This is a genomic window from Vibrio sp. Hal054, from assembly GCF_037162405.1.
GTDB classification, from domain to species: domain Bacteria; phylum Pseudomonadota; class Gammaproteobacteria; order Enterobacterales; family Vibrionaceae; genus Vibrio; species Vibrio diazotrophicus.
Map to the genome: position 1 here is coordinate 332,295 of NZ_JARLUT010000001.1, position 21,684 is coordinate 353,978.

The 21,684-nt window shown below is 44.8% G+C and carries 19 protein-coding genes; 9 read left to right on the plus strand and 10 right to left on the minus strand.

What is annotated here, in order from left to right; translation table 11 throughout:
• Window positions 1-93 precede the first annotated feature (93 nt).
• Both glnE and hldE read left to right on the plus strand, forming a co-directional pair.
• Window positions 94-2,940, plus strand: coding sequence for a bifunctional [glutamate--ammonia ligase]-adenylyl-L-tyrosine phosphorylase/[glutamate--ammonia-ligase] adenylyltransferase (glnE, locus tag P4S58_RS01600; protein ID WP_102963199.1), 2,847 nt, complete (start codon window positions 94-96; stop codon window positions 2,938-2,940).
• 84 nt (window positions 2,941-3,024) lie between these two features.
• On the plus strand, window positions 3,025-4,455 hold the full coding sequence (gene hldE, locus P4S58_RS01605; RefSeq protein ID WP_102968048.1) for a bifunctional D-glycero-beta-D-manno-heptose-7-phosphate kinase/D-glycero-beta-D-manno-heptose 1-phosphate adenylyltransferase HldE: 1,431 nt from the start codon (window positions 3,025-3,027) through the stop codon (window positions 4,453-4,455).
• Window positions 4,456-4,537: 82 nt separating this feature from the next.
• On the opposite strand, the gene tolC is transcribed toward hldE, so the two are convergent.
• Window positions 4,538-5,875 carry an outer membrane channel protein TolC gene (gene tolC, locus P4S58_RS01610; protein ID WP_102968049.1) on the minus strand — a complete coding sequence of 446 codons (1,338 nt, stop codon included), beginning with the start codon at window positions 5,873-5,875 and terminating at the stop codon, window positions 4,538-4,540.
• A gap of 249 nt (window positions 5,876-6,124) precedes the next feature.
• Between tolC and nudF the strand changes: the two genes are divergently transcribed.
• From nudF to parC, 6 genes are all read left to right on the plus strand, one after another.
• Window positions 6,125-6,754 (plus strand): ADP-ribose diphosphatase, encoded by a 630-nt coding sequence (nudF, locus tag P4S58_RS01615; protein WP_042484561.1) that lies wholly within the window; start codon window positions 6,125-6,127, stop codon window positions 6,752-6,754.
• Window positions 6,742-7,191, plus strand: a complete 450-nt coding sequence (locus P4S58_RS01620; protein WP_042484558.1) for a DUF1249 family protein — start codon at window positions 6,742-6,744, stop codon at window positions 7,189-7,191. The genes nudF and P4S58_RS01620 overlap by 13 nt, the downstream gene beginning before the upstream one ends.
• Before the next feature lie 18 nt (window positions 7,192-7,209).
• Complete coding sequence (gene cpdA / locus P4S58_RS01625) at window positions 7,210-8,031, plus strand: 3',5'-cyclic-AMP phosphodiesterase (RefSeq protein ID WP_102968050.1); 822 nt, start codon at window positions 7,210-7,212, stop codon at window positions 8,029-8,031.
• 1 nt (window position 8,032) lies between these two features.
• A complete protein-coding gene (yqiA, locus tag P4S58_RS01630; RefSeq protein WP_102968110.1) occupies window positions 8,033-8,620 on the plus strand; it encodes an esterase YqiA in 588 nt (195 codons plus the stop codon).
• Between the two features lie 254 nt (window positions 8,621-8,874).
• Window positions 8,875-10,755, plus strand: a complete 1,881-nt coding sequence (parE, locus tag P4S58_RS01635) for a DNA topoisomerase IV subunit B (protein WP_042484551.1) — start codon at window positions 8,875-8,877, stop codon at window positions 10,753-10,755.
• A gap of 3 nt (window positions 10,756-10,758) precedes the next feature.
• Window positions 10,759-13,038, plus strand: a complete 2,280-nt coding sequence (parC, locus tag P4S58_RS01640; protein ID WP_102963202.1) for a DNA topoisomerase IV subunit A — start codon at window positions 10,759-10,761, stop codon at window positions 13,036-13,038.
• Window positions 13,039-13,113: 75 nt separating this feature from the next.
• Here parC and yacG read toward each other — a convergent pair whose 3' ends face one another.
• The 8 genes from yacG to nadC all read right to left on the minus strand — a co-directional run bounded on the left by yacG (window position 13,114) and on the right by nadC (window position 20,244).
• Window positions 13,114-13,317, minus strand: a complete 204-nt coding sequence (gene yacG / locus P4S58_RS01645; protein ID WP_042484546.1) for a DNA gyrase inhibitor YacG — start codon at window positions 13,315-13,317, stop codon at window positions 13,114-13,116.
• 45 nt (window positions 13,318-13,362) lie between these two features.
• The gene (gene zapD, locus P4S58_RS01650) at window positions 13,363-14,103 is read right to left on the minus strand and encodes a cell division protein ZapD (RefSeq protein ID WP_042484545.1); all 741 of its coding nucleotides are present in this window, start codon (window positions 14,101-14,103) and stop codon (window positions 13,363-13,365) included.
• Window positions 14,104-14,134: 31 nt separating this feature from the next.
• Window positions 14,135-14,743, minus strand: coding sequence for a dephospho-CoA kinase (gene coaE, locus P4S58_RS01655; RefSeq protein WP_102968051.1), 609 nt, complete (start codon window positions 14,741-14,743; stop codon window positions 14,135-14,137).
• Between the two features lie 3 nt (window positions 14,744-14,746).
• The gene (locus P4S58_RS01660; protein ID WP_102968052.1) at window positions 14,747-15,616 is read right to left on the minus strand and encodes a prepilin peptidase; all 870 of its coding nucleotides are present in this window, start codon (window positions 15,614-15,616) and stop codon (window positions 14,747-14,749) included.
• A gap of 79 nt (window positions 15,617-15,695) precedes the next feature.
• Window positions 15,696-16,922: a type II secretion system F family protein gene (locus tag P4S58_RS01665; protein ID WP_102968053.1), complete on the minus strand. Its 1,227-nt coding sequence runs from the start codon at window positions 16,920-16,922 to the stop codon at window positions 15,696-15,698.
• 18 nt (window positions 16,923-16,940) lie between these two features.
• Complete coding sequence (pilB, locus tag P4S58_RS01670) at window positions 16,941-18,629, minus strand: type IV-A pilus assembly ATPase PilB (RefSeq protein WP_337162798.1); 1,689 nt, start codon at window positions 18,627-18,629, stop codon at window positions 16,941-16,943.
• 10 nt (window positions 18,630-18,639) lie between these two features.
• Entirely contained in the window at window positions 18,640-19,101 is a 462-nt protein-coding gene (locus P4S58_RS01675; RefSeq protein WP_042484533.1) for a pilin, read from the minus strand.
• Between the two features lie 255 nt (window positions 19,102-19,356).
• Window positions 19,357-20,244, minus strand: coding sequence for a carboxylating nicotinate-nucleotide diphosphorylase (gene nadC, locus P4S58_RS01680; RefSeq protein WP_102968055.1), 888 nt, complete (start codon window positions 20,242-20,244; stop codon window positions 19,357-19,359).
• Between the two features lie 254 nt (window positions 20,245-20,498).
• Here nadC and ampD point away from each other — a divergent pair, with 254 nt between their 5' ends.
• A complete protein-coding gene (ampD, locus tag P4S58_RS01685) occupies window positions 20,499-21,041 on the plus strand; it encodes a 1,6-anhydro-N-acetylmuramyl-L-alanine amidase AmpD (protein ID WP_102968056.1) in 543 nt (180 codons plus the stop codon).
• A 2-nt stretch (window positions 21,042-21,043) separates the two neighbouring features.
• Here the strand turns inward: ampD and fldB are convergent, their stop codons facing one another.
• On the minus strand, window positions 21,044-21,562 hold the full coding sequence (gene fldB / locus P4S58_RS01690; protein WP_042484525.1) for a flavodoxin FldB: 519 nt from the start codon (window positions 21,560-21,562) through the stop codon (window positions 21,044-21,046).
• Window positions 21,563-21,684 lie beyond the last annotated feature (122 nt).

Here is a 21,684-nt window from a genome sequence, read left to right on the forward strand (position 1 = left end):
TTTTTATTACACTAATTTTGATATACCCTTCAATGAGTTTGGGTATAGTTACATCATCTTTCTTCGGGCTACCAGCATCAACAAGGACATATCATGCCATTGCCATCTCTTCTTGAAGATTATGCGAGTCAACAGTTCAGCCACTTGCTAGAACAGCAGCCAGTGATTGCTCAATGGAATAGCGATCTACAAGCTCAGCTAAAAACCGTTATCGGGTTGAGCAAGTTTGTCCATGAAACGCTGATGCGTGACGACGCTTTGTGTCGTGCTCTGCCTGAGATACTCAGCGAAAACTCGCGTTGTGAATCGTATCGAGAGCATCTTTTTGAGCAGCTTTCCGCCTGTGAAGATGAAACAAGTGGTTTACGTATTTTGCGTCAGTTCCGCAATCAAGAGATGGTTTATATCGCCTGGCGTGATTTTTTACGTACCTGGACATTGAATGAGAGCCTAGAGCATTTATCGCAATTGGCGGAAGCTCTGATATTCGAAACTTACCAATGGCAATACAAAGCCTGTTGCCAAGAGTGGGGTACGCCATGTAACGCTCAAGGTGAGGCTCAGCCGATGTTGATCATGGGTATGGGTAAACTCGGTGGTGGTGAGCTGAATTTCTCTTCCGACATCGATTTGATTTTCACCTATCCAGAGAATGGAGAGACGCAGGGGCAGCGTCGAAGTATTGCTAATGCTCAGTTTTTCACTCGCCTAGGTCAACGGATCATTAAAATGCTCGATCAACAGACCTTCGATGGTTTCTGTTATCGGGTGGATATGAGATTACGTCCTTTTGGTGAAAGTGGCCCGTTGGTGATGAGTTACGCAGCACTTGAAGATTACTATCAGGAGCAGGGCAGAGACTGGGAACGTTACGCAATGGTCAAAGCGCGCGTTATGGGGCGCGAGATGTATTCTCAGTATCAAGAGCTGCGCCAAATGCTGCGTCCGTTTGTCTTTCGTCGCTACATTGATTTCAGCGCGATTCAATCACTGCGTCGAATGAAGTCGATGATCAGCAGTGAAGTTCGTCGTAGAGGGCTCAGTAACAACATTAAGTTGGGAGCTGGTGGCATTCGAGAAATTGAATTTATTGCCCAAGTATTTCAACTGATTCGGGGCGGAAGAGAGCCGAGCCTGCGTCACCGAGGATTACTCGAAACGTTGCAAGCTATTGATGAGTTGCAATTGTTGGAAAGAAAGGAAGTTGCACAGTTAACCGAAGCGTATTACTTCTTGCGTCGTCTTGAAAATCTTCTTCAAGCATTAGCAGATAAACAAACTCAAACCTTGCCTGACAAAGCGGACGACCAGTTGAGACTGGCTTTTGCTATGGGCTATGAATCTTGGGAGCAACTCAACGCCCAGATAAAACATCAGATGGCGAATGTGCATGTGGTGTTTGCAGCTCTGATTGGTGAAGAGGATGAACAAGACGAAAATACGCTTGCTGCTCACTTCCACGAATTGTGGGACATGAGCCATAACCGCGAGTTGATAGAAAGCATTGTTGAGAATGAACTCGCTATGCAAGATGGAGCCGAAATCGTTGATACCATCATCGGCTTCAAAGAGGACTTAGCGAAACGCACCATAGGTCCTCGCGGAAGAGAGGTGCTTAACCGTTTGATGCCAAAGGTGTATCAAGCGATTTTCAATCACCCTGAGGCAAAGTTTGGATTATCAAGAGTATTGTCTTTGTTGCACAGCATTGCTACTCGTACTACTTATTTAGAACTGCTCGATGAACACCCTGCTGCGCTGGTGCAGTTGGTACGTCTGTGTACCGCGAGTTCGATGATCTCTGAACAACTGGCTCGTTACCCGATTCTTCTTGATGAGTTGATTGATCCACAACATCTCTATAATCCGATTCCTTTGGAAAGTTACAAAACAGAGCTGAGAGATTTTCTCGCACGTATTCCAGAAGATGATATGGAACAGCAGATGGAAGCGCTGCGTCAGTTTAAGCAAATATGTATTTTGAAGATTGCTGCCGCTGATATCGCAGATGTTTTGCCAGTGATGAAAGTGAGTGACCACTTAACTTATCTTGCTGAAGCGATTGTTGACGCTGTGGTCAATCAAGCTTGGTTGCAGGTGACTGCGAAATACGGTGAGCCGACCCATTTAAAAGATCGTGAAGGGAAAGGGTTTGGCGTGATTGGTTATGGCAAAGTCGGTGGTTGGGAACTTGGCTATAACTCTGATCTCGATATTGTTTTTATGCACGACTGTCCAGTTAGTGCCTACACTGATGGTGTTAAAGAGATAGATGGTCGTCAGTTTTATCTGCGTTTAGCTCAACGTATCGTTCATATATTCTCTGTGCGGACCGCTTCTGGAATACTATATGAGGTCGACACACGTTTAAGACCGTCTGGCGCTTCTGGGTTGCTTGTCAGTCCAACAGAAGCTTTTGAAGAGTACCAGCGCAATGATGCGTGGACTTGGGAACATCAGGCGTTGGTCAGAGCTCGCATGATTTATGGTGATGCTCCTTTGCTGCAAGCCTTTGACAAGATTCGCCATGACATTTTGTCTATGCCGAGAGAAGAAGCAAAACTCAAGCAGGAGGTGGTTGATATGCGTATAAAAATGCGCGATCACCTCGGCGGCAAAAAGCCCGGCCGTTTCATGATAAAACAAGATGAAGGCGGTATTACGGATATTGAATTTTTGGCTCAGTACTTGGTCTTACGTTTTAGCCATCAACAGCCTAAGTTGACCCGATGGTCTGATAACGTGCGTATCTTTGAGTCATTGTTGATTCAGGGGGTGCTGGATGAAGAACAAGCGATGGCATTAACTCATGCTTATACGGCGATGCGAGATCAAATCCATCACCGCAATTTAGTAAATCAAGACGCGGATGTGGATGAAAGCAAATTTGTCCACGAGCGTGAAATTGTAAAACATGTTTGGAATCAGTGGCTAGGTTAATAACAGAGTTCTGATATTAGATAACTTTAGCCGCTCATAGGGCTGTGATAAACTTCGCCCAGAAACAGTTATTGGAGATCCATAATGAAACCAATCCTACCTGACTACAGTGATGCAGGGGTATTAATTATTGGCGATGTCATGCTTGATAGATACTGGCATGGCCCTACTGGCCGCATTTCGCCAGAAGCCCCAGTGCCGGTAGTAAAAGTAGAGAAAAACGAAGAGCGTCCGGGCGGTGCTGCCAACGTAGCAATGAACATCGCTTCATTAGGTGGTCATGCGCATCTCGTTGGTTTAACAGGGATTGATGAGCCAGCTCAGGTGCTGAGTGAGAAGTTAACTTCACTGAAAGTGACATGTGATTTTGTTGCTTTACCAGACTATCCAACGATTACAAAACTGCGCGTACTGAGCCGTGGTCAGCAACTTATCCGTTTAGATTTTGAAGATAAGTTTGAGAACACCGATCCTGAATTGATCCTATCGCGTATGGAATCAGCGCTGCCAAATGTGCAGGCGGTGATCTTATCGGATTACGCGAAAGGCGCTCTTGAACATGTACAACAGTTTATTCAAAAAGCACGATCAGCGAATGTACCAGTGTTTATTGATCCTAAAGGCGCAGACTTTGAACGTTACCGTGGTGCAACGTTATTAACTCCAAACCTTTCTGAGTTTGAACACGTAGTGGGCAAAGTGAAGTCTGATCAAGACTTAGTTGAAAAAGGTTTAGGCTTGATTGAAGAGTTCGATCTTGATGCTCTGCTGGTGACTCGCAGTGAGCATGGCATGACACTACTGCGTCGTGGTATGGAACCTTTCCATTTACCAACTCAAGCCAAAGAAGTGTATGACGTAACGGGTGCGGGCGATACGGTGATTTCAGTATTAGCTTCTTCGGTTGCGGCGGGTAAACCTCTAGACGAAGCGTGTGCGTTGGCGAATGCAGCGGCAGGCGTGGTAGTCGGTAAACTCGGTACTTCGACAGTATCGACGATTGAATTGGCTGAAGCTGTTCACGGCAGCAAAGATACTGACTACGGTGTAATTGGTGAACAAGCTCTGATTGAAGCTGTGCGTAAAGCGCAAGCTCGTGGTGAGAAAGTTGTAATGACCAATGGTTGTTTCGATATTCTTCATGCAGGCCATGTTTCTTATCTGAATCATGCTGGTGAGCTAGGCGATCGCCTGATTGTTGCCGTCAATACGGATGAATCTGTAAAACGTTTGAAAGGACCTGGTCGTCCAGTGAACCCGACCGATCGCCGTATGGCAGTATTGGCAGCGCTAGGCGCTGTGGATTGGGTTGTACCGTTTAGTGAAGACACGCCACAACGTTTGATTTCTGAAGTGTTGCCGGATTTATTAGTAAAAGGTGGCGACTACAAACCAGAAGATATTGCTGGTGGTAAAGAAGTGATCGCGGCTGGTGGTCAGGTTAAAGTACTGAACTTTGAAGATGGCTGTTCAACAACAGAAATTATCGAAGCGATTAAAGGTGGCAGAGGTTAATTAGCCTTTGTCGCGTTTAGATATGTCGAGAAAGAAAAAACGCCAGCATGCTGGCGTTTTTTTATGTCCTTAAAAACCAATCTTAAGATTTAGTCTTTGCTGATTTCGCTGCTTTTAGGCCGCTGTTGATATCAAGGATGTCTTGTTCAGACAGAGAACCCACAGCTTGGCGAAGTTGCAACACGCTCAGGATGTATTCGTAACGAGCTGATGATAGGTTTTTGTTCGCGTTGTACAGGCTACGAGTTGAATCAAGTACGTCTACGATTGTACGAGTACCAACATCAAAACCAGCTTCAGTTGCTTCTAGCGCTGATTTAGCTGAAATTACCGACTGTTCGTAAGCACGTAACGCACCGATTGATGCGTTGATGTTGTTGTTGTTTGCACGAACAGCTTTAATCACACTGCGGTAAGACGCTTCTAAATCTTGGCTTGCAGCAACGTACGAAAATTCCGCTTGTTTAGTTTGCGAAGTCACGTTACCACCTGTGTATAGAGGCACAGATAAATTCACGCCGATGTTTAAATCGTTGTAGTCGTGACCGTCAAAACTATAAGCACTCGCGCTGCTATCCATTTGCTTACCATAGCTGTATCCACCATCCAGTGTTAACGATGGTAGGTGGCCTGAACTCGCTAAAGAGATGTTGTCTTTCGCTACATCTTGCGCAATGCGAGATGACAAAAGAGACAAGTTCTTTTGTTGAGCTTCTTCAACCAGTGCATCCATTGATGTCTCTGATGGGCTAGCCGAGAAACGGTTAGTGTCGAGAATGCTTAGATCTTTGTGATCTTGACCAGTGATTTCACGCAGTGACTCATAGCTGTTAACCAGAGTATTTTCAGCTAACACTTCATCTGCCAAAACGCTGTCGTATTGTGCTTGAGCATCATGTACGTCAGTAATTGCAGAAAGACCTACTTCAAAGCGTTGCTTAGTTTGTTCTAACTGACGACCAACCGCCGCTTTTTCTGCGCGGACAAACTCTAGGTTGTCTTGAGCACTGAGCACTGAGAAATAAGCCTGAGCGACACGCAGGATTAATGACTGTTGAACAACCGCGTATTGTGCGTCCGCTTGGCGAGCTTGTTTCTCTGCGGTGTCTAATGAAACCCAGCTTGAACGATTGTAAAGTTCTTGAGAAAAGGAAATTCCTGCTGATAGCAGTTCACTATCGCGAGCTTGTTCATCACTGTTGTTAACGTTGTAACCAGCCGTTAGGTTGATCTGTGGTAGTAAGCTACTACGACTTGAAGTTACTGCTTCAAATGCTGCGTCACGTTGTGCCGCTGCGCTCAGTAATTGAGGGTCATTTTCTTTTGCTTGATCGTAAATTTGAGCAAGATCGTCAGCCGATACTGCAGCACTGAAGCTGCCAAGAGCTACGCTAATAAATACTGGAAGCAGTTTTTTCATTGGTCCTATTCCTGCCTATTATGAAGTTAGGGTGGGCGTTTCAAGAGTTTACCCCATTTTGGTCGTAATTTACTCGAAACTTTGCACTTTTTTACACTTAACTATCCAGGTGTGCAATATATATTTTTCTTTACTTAAAAATATATATAAATTTTGTATAAAAAGTTGAGCAATGTCCTTGGAAGTCACCTGTTACCACGAGTAAACTACGTCGTTTAACCGTCCTTTATTCATGTCGGGAGCTCTCGAATGTCACAAACCGATAAACCATTAGGTCAGTTTTCGTCACAAGACATTGAAATCGTCTCAAAAGAGACACTGTTTCAAGGTTTTTTCCGAATGGTGAAATATCGCTTCAAACATAAGCTATTTCAAGGCGGATGGAGTGAACCTATTGAGCGTGAACTTTTCGAACGTGGGCATGCGGCAGCCTTATTGCCTTATGATGCAGTTCGAGATCAAGTCGTTATCATTGAACAGATTCGAGTTGGAACACTTGAACAACAACGACCTTGGCAACTGGAGATTGTGGCTGGCATCATCGACCGTGATGAAAGCGCTGTTGAAGTGGTACGAAGGGAAGCGGTAGAAGAGGCGGGTGTAGACATCGGCCGAATTGAATCGGTGACTTCATATTATCCTTCTGCTGGCGGATGTTCTGAAAAATTAGACGTTTACGTTGGCGAAGTTGACTCCTCTCAAGCGAAAGGTATTCATGGTTTAGACTATGAAGGAGAGGATATTAAAGTGCATGTAATGAGCCGTGAGCAGGCTTACCAGTTGGTAAAAGACGGCGTCATTGAAAATGGAGCATCGATCATTGCACTACAATGGTTGGAACTGAATTACGAGAATTTGAGAACTCAATGGCTGAAGTAATGGTGAAAAAACCATATCACGTAGATCTAAAAGAATTAATGCGAGTTTATGAAACAAACTACGCCAAGTTAAACGCTTTGTTGCCAACGCAGCCAAGTGTCGATGATTTACGTTGCTACCAAGCTGCTCAAATGACTTACCAACTTCAAGTGCTAGAAGTCACAAAGTACACAACTTTGGTGGAGATTTGTCAAAGTGATGATATTTCAGTGTTTCCATTGCCAACCATGTCTGTCAGGCTGTACCACGATGCTCGTGTAGCAGAAGTGCACACCAGCGATCATCTCAGCAGGATAAAAGCTCGCCATGATTATCCGAATGAGAAAATGGTACAAAAAGACGAAAAGGCACAAATTAATCGCTTTTTAGGTGATTGGCTTACCTTCTGCTTAAAGCATGGTATTAGCCGCCAGCCGATTAATTTTAGTCATCCATAATAGTTAGGTTTATCGAGTTTGAACGTGTCGCCCAGTATAGACAATCCAGATAGCATAAAGCTTGTACAGATAACGGATACTCACTTATTCGCGCCAGATGACGGCTGTTTGCTTAGCGTAAACACCGCTGACAGCTTTCGCGCTGTAGTGAAAGAGATTTGTACTCAGAAAGTTCAGTATGATGCCGTTCTCGCAACGGGCGATATTTCTCAAGATCATAGTGCTGAATCCTATCAACGTTTTTCAGAGAGCATTAAAATGCTGGAGAAAGACTGTTTTTGGCTGCCTGGTAATCACGACTACAAACCTAACATGGGCGCAGTGTTACCATCCCCCCAGATTCGCACTGAGGAACATGTATTGCTTGGCGAGCATTGGCAAATGGTGTTGCTAGATTCGCAGGTTGTTGGTGTTCCTCATGGCCGTTTAAGTGATTATCAGCTGGCTCTGTTGGATGAGAAACTGACTCAGTATCCGGATAGATACACCTTAGTTCTTTTGCATCACCATCCTCTGTTGGTTGGCAGCGCTTGGCTTGATCAACACACGTTAAAAGACAGCGAATCATTTTGGGATGTAGTAAAGCGCCATTCCAATGTTAAAGCGGTCTTGTGCGGCCATGTACATCAGAATATGGACAAGGAACATATGGGCGTGAGAGTCATGGCGACACCTTCGACCTGTATCCAGTTCAAACCTAACTCGAATGATTTTGCGTTAGATAAAACCTCACCAGGTTGGCGTGAACTGGAGTTATGTGCTGATGGCACTGTGAAGTCAGCGGTGAAACGCTTGGCAAATGGCGTGTTTCAGCCTGATTTTGATGCGAGCGGTTACTAATATGTCAAAGCGTCCATCTTTACTTCTTTATATTCATGGTTTTAACAGTTCACCTCTGTCGCATAAGGCGCAGGTCATGAGTGAGTACTGCAAGAATCATCGTCCTGACATCAAAGTGGTTGTTCCCAAATTACCGAGCTTTCCTGCTCAGGCAGCGCAGCATCTTTTGGATGTTGTAAATCAGTATAAAGATGATTATCAAATTGGCTTGGTAGGAAGTTCATTAGGTGGCTACTTTTCCACTTGGTTAAACGCAAAATTTGGCTTTCGTGCGGTGTTGGTCAATCCAGCTGTGAAACCTTTTGAGCTTTTAGCATCGTTTCTTGGTGAACAAGAGAATCCGTACACCCAAGAGCGTTACATTTTAGATGAGTCCCACATTCAAGAACTCATAGCGTTGGATATTCCAGAATTACATTCGCCTCAAGATTTTTGGCTACTGCAGCAAATGGAAGATGAAGTACTCGATTATCGTCAAGCTGTGGAAAAGTATGCAGATTCAAAACAGACGGTGGAAACAGGTGGCGACCACAGTTTTATTGATTTTGAACGTTATCCAGCCCAAATCATCAAATTCTTAGACTTATAGCCTTTTCATTGAGGTTAGAGTCATAATTTTGCTTGCCACTGACTGATGTCTCTTGACATCAGTCGTTCTCTTCCAGACTATGTTCCTCTTAGACTTTTCTCGTTTAGGTGTTAAAAAACACGTTAATTCTTAGCGTATTGTTATAAAAATAAAGCGTTAATAAACGAGATGTAAAGTTTCTAGGGTCTATTGAAGTTTCGAATATTTTTAGTCAACAGACCCTCCGTTATTTATCGATAAAAGCATTACATATTATGACTGAACAATATAATGCTGGAGCCATTGAAGTCCTTAATGGCTTAGAACCAGTGCGTCGCAGGCCTGGGATGTACACGGATACAACGCGCCCGAACCACCTTGGGCAAGAAGTTATCGACAACAGTGTCGATGAAGCGTTGGCCGGACATGCCACAAAGGTTCAGGTAATCCTTCACGCCGATCAATCATTAGAAGTGATTGATGATGGTCGAGGCATGCCTGTAGATATTCACCCAGAAGAAAAAATTTCTGGTGTCGAGCTTATCTTCTGTAAGCTTCATGCTGGCGGTAAGTTTTCGAACAAAAACTATCAATTCTCCGGTGGCCTTCACGGTGTCGGTATTTCAGTAGTAAACGCACTTTCAAAACGCGTTGAAGTTGCTGTACGTCGCGATGGTCAAATTTACGAAATTGCTTTCGAACACGGCAACAAAGTTTCCGATCTTACTGTGACTGGAACCTGTGGTCGTCGCAATCGTGGTACTAGCGTTCACTTCTGGCCTGAAAGTTCTTATTTCGATTACGCGAACTTTTCGGTGTCACGCTTAGTTAATAACTTGCGTGCCAAAGCGGTATTGTGTCCGGGTTTAGAAATCACTTTTAGCGATAAAGTAAACGATAAAGAGTACCGCTGGCTGTATGAAGATGGCTTAAAGGACTATTTAGTCGAAGGTGTTAAAGATTCGATTGTTCTACCTGAAGAACCATTCACTGGAGAATTTAAGGCTGAAACTGAAGCGGCAACTTGGGCGCTTATTTGGCTGCCTGAAGGTGGCGAGTTAATCACAGAGAGTTACGTTAACTTAATTCCGACCGCGCAAGGTGGTACTCACGTTAATGGTTTGCGTCAGGGCTTACTCGAAGCAATGCGTGAGTTCTGTGAATTCCGTAATTTGCTGCCACGTGGCGTTAAGCTAACGGGTGAAGACGTATTTGACCGTTGTGCGTATGTTCTTTCGGTGAAAATGCAGGATCCGCAATTTGCAGGACAAACCAAAGAGCGTCTCTCTTCTCGTCAAACGGCCGCATTTGTTTCTGGTGTGGTGAAAGACTCGTTTAGTCTGTGGCTGAATGAAAAACCGCAACTTGCAGAACAGCTAGCAGAAGTGTGTATTGCTAATGCTCACAGCCGTATGCGTGCAAGTAAGAAAGTGGTCCGTAAGAAAGTGGCTTCTGGCCCGGCTCTACCGGGCAAACTCACCGACTGTTCAGTGCAAGACCTTAGCCGTACTGAAATCTTCTTCGTCGAAGGGGATTCTGCGGGTGGTAGTGCGAAGCAAGCTCGAGATCGCGAATTCCAAGCGGTGATGCCACTACGCGGTAAAATTCTTAATACTTGGGAAGTGTCTGCTGATCAGGTGCTAGCGTCTCAAGAAGTTCACGATATTTCTGTTGCTTTGGGTATTGACCCGGATAGTGATGACTTAAGTGGATTGCGTTACGGCAAGATCTGTATTCTTGCCGATGCGGACTCGGATGGTCTTCATATCGCAACGCTGCTTTGTGCTCTGTTTACAAAGCACTTCCAAGCACTGACCAAAGCGGGTCATATCTATGTTGCTATGCCTCCTCTTTACCGAATCGACTGTGGTAAAGAAGTGTTCTATGCGTTAGATGACGCAGAGAAAGATGGCATTTTGGAAAGACTAAGCCAGAAAAAAGCCAAAATTAACGTTCAGCGATTCAAAGGTTTGGGTGAGATGAACCCACTTCAATTGCGTGAAACGACCATGGATCCAAACACTCGTCGTTTAGTACAGCTCACGATTGATGATGAAACGGCAACGGATGAGATGTTGGACATGCTTTTAGGCAAGAAACGTGCGGATGACCGTCGTACTTGGCTACAAAGCAATGGCGATTTGGCTGAGGTGTAATGAATGAGTACTGAAATTAACTTCGAGGGTGTTGAACAACTTCCGATGCGCAAGTTTACGGAAGATGCTTACCTGAACTACTCGATGTACGTAATCATGGACCGTGCCTTGCCATACATTGGTGATGGTTTAAAGCCGGTTCAACGACGCATTATTTATGCAATGTCGGAGCTGGGGCTTTCGGCTGCGGCAAAATATAAAAAATCAGCACGTACCGTTGGTGACGTGTTGGGTAAATACCATCCGCACGGTGACTCTGCATGTTACGAAGCTATGGTATTGATGGCTCAGCCTTTCTCTTACCGCTACCCTCTGGTGGACGGTCAAGGTAACTGGGGTGCGCCGGATGATCCGAAATCTTTCGCGGCAATGCGTTATACAGAAGCAAAGCTATCTAAATTTGCGGAAGTTCTATTAGGCGAACTTGGCCAAGGTAACGTGGATTGGCAACCAAACTTTGATGGCACGATGAAAGAGCCACAAATGTTGCCCGCGCGTCTACCACATATTCTGCTAAACGGTGTTACTGGTATTGCCGTTGGTATGGCGACTGATATTCCGCCACACAACGTACGCGAAATTGCTGAAGCAACTATTCATCTGATTGATAACCCGAAATCGGAACTGTCAGATGTGATGCAGTTTGTGAAAGGGCCGGATTATCCAACCGAAGCGGAAATTATTTCTCCTCAAGCTGAGTTGGAAAAAATCTATCGCACTGGTCGCGGCAGTATTAAAGCGCGTGCAATTTGGCACAAAGAAGGTTCTGATATCGTTATTTCGGCTCTGCCACATCAGGTTTCAGGTGCAAAACTTCTGGAGCAAATTGCCAACCAGATGCGTGCGAAGAAACTGCCTATGGTTGACGATCTACGAGATGAATCGGATCACGAAAACCCGACTCGAATCGTGATCGTTCCGCGTTCAAATCGTGTCGATTGCGATTTGCTGATGAGTCATCTGTTCGCTTCTACTGATTTAGAGAAAAGCTTCCGTGTAAACCTGAATATGATTGGTTTGGATAACCGTCCTCAGGTTAAAGGTCTAGTTAACATTCTTAATGAATGGATCGAATTCCGTCGCACTAGCGTTCGACGTCGTCTTCAATTCCGTCTTGATAAAGTCATGGCTCGTTTACACATCTTGGAAGGTTTGTTGGTTGCATACCTTAACCTTGATGAAGTGATCGAAATTATCCGTACTGAAGACGATCCGAAAGCAGTATTGATGGCTCGCTTTGGTATCACTGACATTCAAGCTGATGCGATCTTAGACACCAGACTTCGTAACTTAGCGAAACTGGAAGAGATGAAGATTCGCGGTGAGCAAGACGAGTTAGAGAAAGAGCGTAAAAAACTGGAAGATCTTCTAGGCTCTGAACGCCGTCTGAATACATTGCTGAAAAAAGAGATCAAAGCGGATGCTGAGAAATACGGTGATGATCGCCGCTCACCATTAGTAGAGCGTGAAGAAGCGAAAGCGCTGACTGAACGTGATTTGATGCCTAGTGAACTGATCACTGTAGTTTTGTCAGAAAAAGGTTGGATTCGTCATGCGAAAGGTCATGACGTTGATGGCACCAGCTTAAGCTACAAATCAGGCGATGCTTATTTAGCTCAAGCAAGTGGTAAGAGTAACCAGCAAGCCGTGTTCTTTGGTAGTGATGGCCGTAGCTACTCGCTCGAGTCACATACCTTACCTTCGGCTCGTGGCCAGGGTGAACCGATTACAGGACGATTGAACGTTGCTGAAGGAACGACGATCCGACAGGTTATTATGGGTGAAGAAGATCAGCTATGGCTGGTTGGTTCTGATGCCGGTTATGGTTTCGTCTGTAAGGGTACCGATCTGCTTTCGAAAAACCGCAGTGGTAAAGCTCTGGTGAACTTACCTGAAAACGCAGAGATTATGGAACCTCAAGCGGTCAGCAACCTTGAAACTGATGAGATCCTAACCATTACCAACTTGGGACGAATGCTGTTGTTCCCAATTAAAGATTTGCCACAGTTAGGCAAAGGTAAAGGTAATAAGATCATCAATATTCCGGCTGCAAAAGCGAAATCCCGTGATGAAGTTGTGTCACATCTGATTGCGTTACCAAGTGGTGCTTCAGTTACTCTGTATGCTGGTAAGCGTAAGCTTGGTCTCAAACCGAGTGATTTAGATAATTTCCGAGGTGAACGTGGCCGTCGTGGTGGACTTCTACCAAGAGGTTTGCAGCGCGTAACAGAGATCGAGATTGATACTTCAAATATAGAAGCGAGCTCAGAGTCCGAAGAGTAACGCTAACGCTGACGAGTATAAGTAAAAAAGCCCCGAAGATTCGGGGCTTTTTTGTGGTTCAAATTCAATATCGAATTAAGAGTTGTAGTCTTCTGTCCATCCGTCAGAGTCAGACATATCTGGTGCACCAGCAATGGCTTTTTCTTCATCAGCCCATTCACCAAAATCAATCATTTGGCATTTTTTACTACAAAAAGGGCGATAAGGACTTTGCTCATTCCATACAACTTCTTGCTTGCATTGGGGACATTTCACCACAGTAGGCTTTGGGGACGACATCTATATTTCCTATTAATGATGGTTTAGCTGCTAAGAAACGTTTAATCAGCAGCACACAGCAAGGTCAAAGGGTATCTCTTCAGAGCTGGCTTGCCCAGTTTTAAAGTCGATAAATTTAATCGCGAAACGATTTTTATGCCCAGAGATCATTGGGTACACACCATATTCGAGCGGAATGGATAGACGTAAAATATTGGCGTCTTCTGCGTCGCTTTGGAAAAATCCAGATTGGGCGACACGAGGTTTAAAGCTACCTGTTTCACGAGTCAGTTTGAGCCAAAGAGTTAGTGCATCTAACAATGGTTTTAAGGTACTCATCCATTTGTTGGCGTCTTGAGATTTTTTCTCTGGTGACAGGTGAAGCCAGTAATGCAAAGCAGGAAGATCAAAACAGCATGAACCGCCTGGTAGGTTGAAACGCTGTCGGATGGCTGATAAGAAACGATCTTCTTTGAGTGACTGACCAAAACGATCAGCGCTCATTAGATTGCGGTGCACTTCATCCACTTCAGCAAGCAACGTTGAAAGCATCTCTTGGTCTACACCGTCCACGTTTAACCAACTGCGGTAAGTGAGGCGCTGTTTTTCGATATCTTTTGCCAGTTCACTCTTTAGTTGTATTTGTTCAAAAATTTCGAGCAGATCGAATAGAGAACGGAAAAATAACTGGTGCTGAATACTGTCAGCAAAGGCTGATGCTTTTTCCATCTGGTGCAGCAAAGCTTCAACTCGCAAGTAAATACGTGTTTTTTCATTCAGAGGGTGTTCAAACTTGTGTGTCGTCATCAGATTTGCCTTGCGTCCTTTCGGCTTATTCTCACAGATTTTTACGGCTGATGGCTAGGTACTTTTTGTGTAATTCTGTGATTTGAGGCAAAAGTTTCTGGTTTTTCGCGTCATTTTTAATCACATCGTCGGCAATGGCTAAACGTTGTTCACGACTGGCTTGTGCAGCTAAGATCGATTTTGCTTGTTCCATCGGCACCTTGTCTCGACTCATTGTCCTTTCAATTTGCGTTTCTTCATCGACATCAACAACTAAAACTCTGTCCGCCATATGCTGTAGATTGTTTTCCGTAAGCAACGGAACGACCAATAACGCATAAGGCGAAGTGACTCGTTGCAGGTCTCGCTCCATTTGTTGACGAATCATTGGATGAAGCAACTGATTAACCCACGTTTTTTCTTCTTCATTGGCAAATATTCGTGTTCGAAGCTCAGCGCGGTTGAGTTCTCCCTCTGCCGTTAAGATCTCATCGCCAAAATGCTGATGGATGGCGTTGAGGCCGATACTGCCTTTTTCCACCACTCGTCGAGCAATCACGTCAGCATCAACGATTTCAATACCAAAGTGGTCGCGAAACATATTGGCGACAGTGGTCTTTCCGCTTGCGATGCCTCCGGTTAAGCCAATCACTAATGCCATCGTTTAGTACCCCAATAAGTAAGAGTAGTAGCTATCAATGATTTCGTGTCCCCACAGCAGAGCTATCCATCCAGCAATGGCAATATAAGGTCCAAAAGGGAAGGCTTTATCGATACCTTGCTTCTTTAATCGCAATTGAATAATACCGAATACCAAACCAACAAGAGATGAAAGCAGAATAATCAAAGGTAGCTGTTGCCATCCCAACCATGCTCCGAGCGCTGCGAGTAGCTTGAAATCACCGTATCCCATACCTTCTTTGCCAGTAGCAAGTTTAAATAGCCAATACACTGACCATAAAGATAAGTAACCTGCGATAGCGCCTATCACCGCGTCTTGAAGCGTAACAGGACTGACACCCAATAATGACAGTGATAATCCAGCCCAAAGTAAAGGCAGTGTTAACTGATCCGGTAGCAGCATGGTGTCTAAGTCAATAAAGGTTGCTGCGATGAGAACATAGCTGAAAAACAACAAGGCAATAGTGAAATAACTAAAGCCAAAATGTTGTGCGACAAGAAAGCTCATCGCTGCTGTAAGTAGCTCAATCAACGGGTAACGTGCACTTATGGGAGCCTGACAATGGGCACATTTACCACGTAATAGCAGCCAGCTAATCACGGGTACGTTATCAATAATGCGCAGTGGTGTTTGGCAACTCGGGCAAGTTGAGCGTGGTGTGCTAAGGGTCAGCTTGCCTTCTGGCGGTTGAATGTTGGATTCTGGAAAATAGTCCGCACATTCCTGACGCCATTCTCGCTCCATCATTTTCGGTAGCCGATAGATCACCACATTGAGAAAGCTGCCGATAATTAAACCGAGTAGAGAGGCAGATGCTACGAAAAGCCAAGGATAGTATTCAAAAATTTCCATTTGTTCGCTCATTTGCCGCAGTAAAAGGGAGGATATTGATTAAAAAACTAAGCGGTTGAATGCGTTAGTGATGGTTATATTACCCTAACACACTCATTAAGTTAAAGATTGGCAAGTACATTGCCACTACTAACCCGCCGACAACCACGCCAAGAAACACAATAATTAAAGGTTCGAGGATTTTCCCCAGATTATCGACGGTATTATCCACCTCAAACTCGTAGATCGAAGCAATTTTATTCAGCATGTCGTCGAGTTTTCCTGACTCCTCTCCGATCATTACCATTTGCAATACCATCTCAGGAAAAGCTTCCGTATTTCGCATCGCGATATACATAGGCATACCCGACGCGGTATCACGATGAACTTCATCTATGGCGTATTCAAAGTGGACATTGCCAGCGGTTTTAGCAGTGGTTTTTAAACTGGAGAGAATCGGAATACCCGCGCTGAAACTGGTTGCCAGTGTGCGGCTGAACTTGGCGATAGCGGCTTTGGCTAACACGCTGCCAATAACTGGACATTTTAATCCTAGGCGACTGGTTTTCAGGCGAAACAGTGAGGATTTTTTCCTTGAAGCACGAAAGGCGACAATAGACGCAATGGCAACAACAAGGGCAACCAAACTATAAGCCTGGACGCCGTGCGAAAGTTTTAAAACCTGCTGCGTAAACCAAGGAAGTTCAGCGCCAAAGCCACTGAACATGGCTTCGAACTCAGGTATCACCATGGTTAACATCAAGTACGAGACACTTAGGGCAACAAGCACAACCATCGCTGGGTAAATCAATGCTTTGATTACTTTTGCTCTTAGCTCTTCGCTTTTTTCGCGGTACGTGGCTAAACGTTCAAAAACTTCAGCTAAGTTTCCGGACTGTTCACCAGTCTGAATTAAGTCAACATATAAGGAATCAAAGTGGCTGCTGGTGTTACGCATAGCTTTTGAAATGGGAGTACCGGCTTCAACTCCTTTGGATATTTGAGTCAGAATCGATTTCATTTCTGGCTTACGGTGATTGTCACCAACCAGTTTCAGTGCTTGAACAATAGGAACACCCGTCGTCAGCATGGTAGAAAGTTGGCGAGTGAGTATGGTGATATCGTTTCCCTTAACTCGGTGAAACAGTCGAGTAAAGAGTGGAGCACTGCCTTTCTTGAGCTTTTTGACTTTAATGCTCTGTTCACTTAGTTTGTCTCGAACCTCGCTTTCCGTCAGCGCCAGAAGCTGACCAGACACTTTTTTACCTGTGCTGTTTATTCCGCTCCAACGAAAGCTACTGAGTTGAGGGCTAGAGTTCTTTTTCATATAAATACTCACTAATGATTAGAAATACAAAACACGTTGTAACTCGGCAAAACTGGTGACACCTTGCTTTAATTTCTGTACGCCTGAATCCAGCAAAGTGCTCATGCCATTGGCTTTAGCGATGGTTTCGAATTGCGCCACACTTGCCTTATTCATGACGGCTTCAGCAAGAGCTTCATTGAAAGCCATCACTTCGTAGATTCCGACACGTCCAGAATATCCTCCGGTGCACTCGGTACAGCCTAAGTGGTTGGCTTGGTAAATGGTTTCGTCCGCTGACAAGTTAAACTGAGCTTGCAAGGTGACGGATGGCGTGGTGGCTATTTTGCAGTGGCTGCATAAACGACGAGCTAAACGCTGGGCGATGATTAAACTCAGAGATGATGCGAGGTTGAAGGGTTCAACACCCATGTTGGCTAAACGTATGACGGTTTCGGCGGCAGAGTTGGTATGGAATGTTGATAAAACTAAGTGTCCTGTTTGAGCTGCTTTCACCGCTATTTCCGCAGTCTCGAGGTCTCGAATCTCACCCACCATCACCACATCTGGGTCTTGACGAAGAAAGGAACGTAGCGCATCAGAGAAGCCAAAACCTATCTTAGGTTGTACCTGCACCTGATTAACGCCAGAGAGGTTGATTTCTATCGGATCTTCCGCGGTGGAGATATTAATTTCGGAGGTATTGAGTATGCGTAGACCTGTATAAAGAGAAACGGTTTTGCCGCTTCCTGTTGGACCTGTCATCAAGATCATGCCTTGGGGCTTTTTAAGGGCATCTAAATAGTGTTGCTTTTGCACTTCGTCATAGCCGAGTTTGTCGATGTTGAGATTGGCTGCGCTGCTATCAAGCAGACGTAATACAATCTTCTCTCCCCATAAAGTTGGTAGCGATGAAACCCGCATATCAATCGCAGTATCGCGATTTAAGCGAAGTTTAATTCGTCCGTCCTGTGGAAGTCGTCGTTCGGCAATATCCAGCTTTGAAAGTATTTTAATACGCGCTGCAAGCCGCCGACTGAGATGGCTCGCAGGGCGGTGAGTTTCGACTAAAATACCGTCACAACGCAGGCGAATACGATACACATCTTCATAGGGTTCAAAGTGAATATCGGAAGCCCCTTTGCGCACAGCATCAAGCAACACTTGGTTGATAAATCGGCTTACCGGTGATTCGTCTTTACTGAGATCCTCAATCGATTGCAGCTCATCATCAGAAAGTTGAACTAAGCTTGCCAGTTCATCTTGGCTGATCTCTTTGTTCTGCTTAGCTTCGTCGTTGATTGTTTTGCCATATAGGCGACGAATGGCGGCTTGCAATGATTTATGATCGGCGAGTGCCAGTTCAACGTTTAAGCCAGTTGTGAAGCGAAACTCATCTTCTACACTCGGGTGAGTGGGATCAGATACCGCCAGAAGCAGTTGGTTATTTTGGTTTTGGATAGGAAGGGCATTAAAGCGCGTGATCAGTTCTCGTAATCCAAGTTGCTGACAGACATCTGCATAATCAAACTCACTAAGAGCCGTCACAGGCATTCGTAGCTGCTGACTTAAATGGTTCGTAAGATCGGATGATTCTATTATTCCAAGTTGGATCAAAGCTTCCGGCACACTAGCGCCAGAAGCTTCAATATGACTCACCACGCTGTGCTCATGCGCCAAGCTCAATAGCTCCGCTTGGCGCAACAGTGCGATTAGGTTGGTTATCATAGGCTATGGTTTACTGAGCATTACTTGCTTGATTAGCATTACCAGCCTTAGGACAACTTGTCGTTTTTATCACTTCATCACTTACCGCACACTTCCAACCAGCCTCAGCTTCTCGTGTATAGGTGATTTTTGTGTCTTTAGGTACAGCGGAACCTTCTTTGAAGGTGAATGTAAGCTTGTTGTCCGCTTCAACTTCAATTTTACCTAAAGGGCTCGTATCAGATTTAACCCCAAGATTCTTTAAAATTTCTGTCTCGCTATCTTTTTTAAACGAGCCTTTTTCCTGATACCAAAGCTCTGCTGAAGTGATTAGAGACTTCATTGTTGCCAGTGCCGTTGCCCCTTCAGATTTCTTTACGTAATCCTTATAGGCTGGAACTGCAATTGCAGAAAGTACGCCGATGATTGCAACCACAATCATCAATTCAATTAAGGTAAAACCTTTCTGTTTTTTAAGCTGATTTGTTTTCATTGCCTCTCTCCGTTTGTTTTGGCTATTCGGAGCAAGAGGTTATGTGCTTAGTTTGATATTTAGAACGACAGCAGTTCAGTTGCGCGAGTGATGAGATTTATTTATTGAACGACTTTCATCTCCTCAACAAAAGCTTTCGACCAGCTTCGCATTCGTTTGGAATGGAGTATCAAGAAGGAACGAAAAACCCGCCGAAGCGGGTCTTAAAATTGAAACAAATTTGGGCTCAAATCTGCTGATGCTTATTTACAGCGCTTATTTGAAACGCATAGAGAGATCCATGGCTCTTACGTGCTTAGTTAACGCACCCACAGAAATGTAATCAACACCTGTTTCCGCGTATTCGCGCAGTGTTTCTAGGGTGACGTTGCCTGAATTTTCTAACGCCGCACGTCCTGCATTAATCGTAACCGCTTCACGCATCATATCCATAGTGAAGTTGTCGAGCATGATGATATCAGCGCCAGCTTCAATCGCTTCACGCAGTTCTTCTAGGCTTTCTGTTTCAACTTCAACAGGTTTACCCGGATTAAGTTCTTTCGCTGTTTTAATCGTTTGAGTAATACCACCATTGGCGATGATGTGGTTCTCTTTAATTAGGTAAGCATCAAACACACCGATACGATGGTTATAGCCGCCACCACAAGCCACTGCGTATTTCAGAGCACTACGTAAACCCGGAATGGTTTTACGCGTATCCAGTAAGCGGCAGTTAGTACCTTCTAACGCTTTCGCATATTCAGCGGTTGTCGTTGCACAACCTGAAAGTGTCTGAATAAAGTTCATTGCGTTACGCTCGCCTGTAAGAAGGATTCGCGCTGGGCCAGAAAGCGTGCACAGTGTTTGATTTGGTTCGACTTTGTCGCCATCTTCCACATGCCAGTCGATTTTGACTTCTCCACCCAGTTGTTTGAAGACTTCATCCGCCCAAGCTTTACCGCAGAACACACCGTGTTCGCGCGTGATAATGGTGGCCGTGCCTTGCACATCTGCAGGGATAAGATTTGCTGTCAGATCAGCCGCAGGGTCGAGAGTTCCACCTAAATCTTCCTTTAGGGTCGCTTCAACAGTGCGAGCAATTTCCAATGGTAGTTGTTGTTTTAGGTAATCGAGGCGCTCTTGGCTATTGTGAGTATTTTTCATCGCAAATCTTAGTCCGGATTAACAGAGGCAGGCATAATACGATGAGTAGGATTTAAATTCAGCCCTTAATCTCGCATTTCGTTGTTATACTCTTCCTACTTGAAGCTGCAGCGGTGTTGGCTACGTTCGTTCACCCCAATCACATAGTTTATCTATGCTCAGGGGATTCACTTACTTGCCGCCTACCTGCAACTCCAATTAGTTTGAGTATAAGTAGTTAAATTTTATTCATCTGGAGCATTAAGGCTTTTCTTATGATTGATAACCAAGGTTGGTATCACACTGCGCGCAAAGTGCCATCGCCGTATTTTGATGAGAGAAACGACGTTAACGACATCTCATTGCTGGTGGTGCATAACATTAGCCTGCCACCGGGCCAGTTTGGTAGTGATCATATTGAGCAGTTCTTTACTGGTAAGCTGAATCCGGATGAACATCCATTTTTTAAAGTGATCCATAAAATGGGGGTGTCTGCGCATTGCTTGATTCGAAGAGATGGTGAAGTGGTGCAGTTTGTTCCATTTACCGCCAGAGCCTGGCATGCAGGACAGTCTTCTTTTGCGGGCAGAGAGCGTTGTAATGATTATTCGATAGGCATTGAGCTGGAAGGTACAGATTATGTCGCTTATACCGAGGAGCAATATCAGGCACTAGCCAAGCTCAGCCAAGAGTTGATGATTGCGTATCCGCAAATCACGGTGCCAAGAATAACGGGGCACCAATACATTGCCCCGATGCGTAAAACAGACCCAGGTTTGGTCTTTGACTGGATAAAGTACCGCGCTTTGCTTGATTGAGCTTAAAGAGACTCTTGATACTCAGTCAGAACTTGTTCAATCCAAGTGGCAATGCGTTCATCGCTGAGTTCGTATTGAGAGTCTTCATCCAGCGCTAAGCCAACAAACTGAGTCCCATCTTCAGTCAGTGCCTTTGATGCTTCAAAGGTATAGCCTTCAACAGGCCAGTAACCGATGATGTTAGCTCCCGTCTTCTTGATCTCGTCGTGTAGCAGTCCCATCGCATCCAGATACCATTCGCCATAACCTTCTTGATCGCCTAAGCCGAACAATGCGACGGACTTGCCGTTTAACGGTACGCCATCTATTTGATCCCATAATTCGTTCCAGTCCTCTTGGATCTCTCCAAAGTCCCACGTCGAGATGCCTAATATTAGTAGATCATAGTCACTCATTAAGCTGAGCGGTGTTTCTTTTACATTGTGAATGTCGAGCAGATCATCACCGATAATCGCGCGCATTTTTTCGGCGGCCATTTCGGTATAGCAGGTCGTTGAGCCGTAAAATAGACCAATCTTCATACGTTATTTAGTTCTTTCTTTCTCTGGGAAGGTAGATTCTAAACATAAAATGACCGAGAGTGCAGCGAATATCCTGAGCATGCCCGATTTTTATGGTATATCCATGCGATATCTCGTAGCCT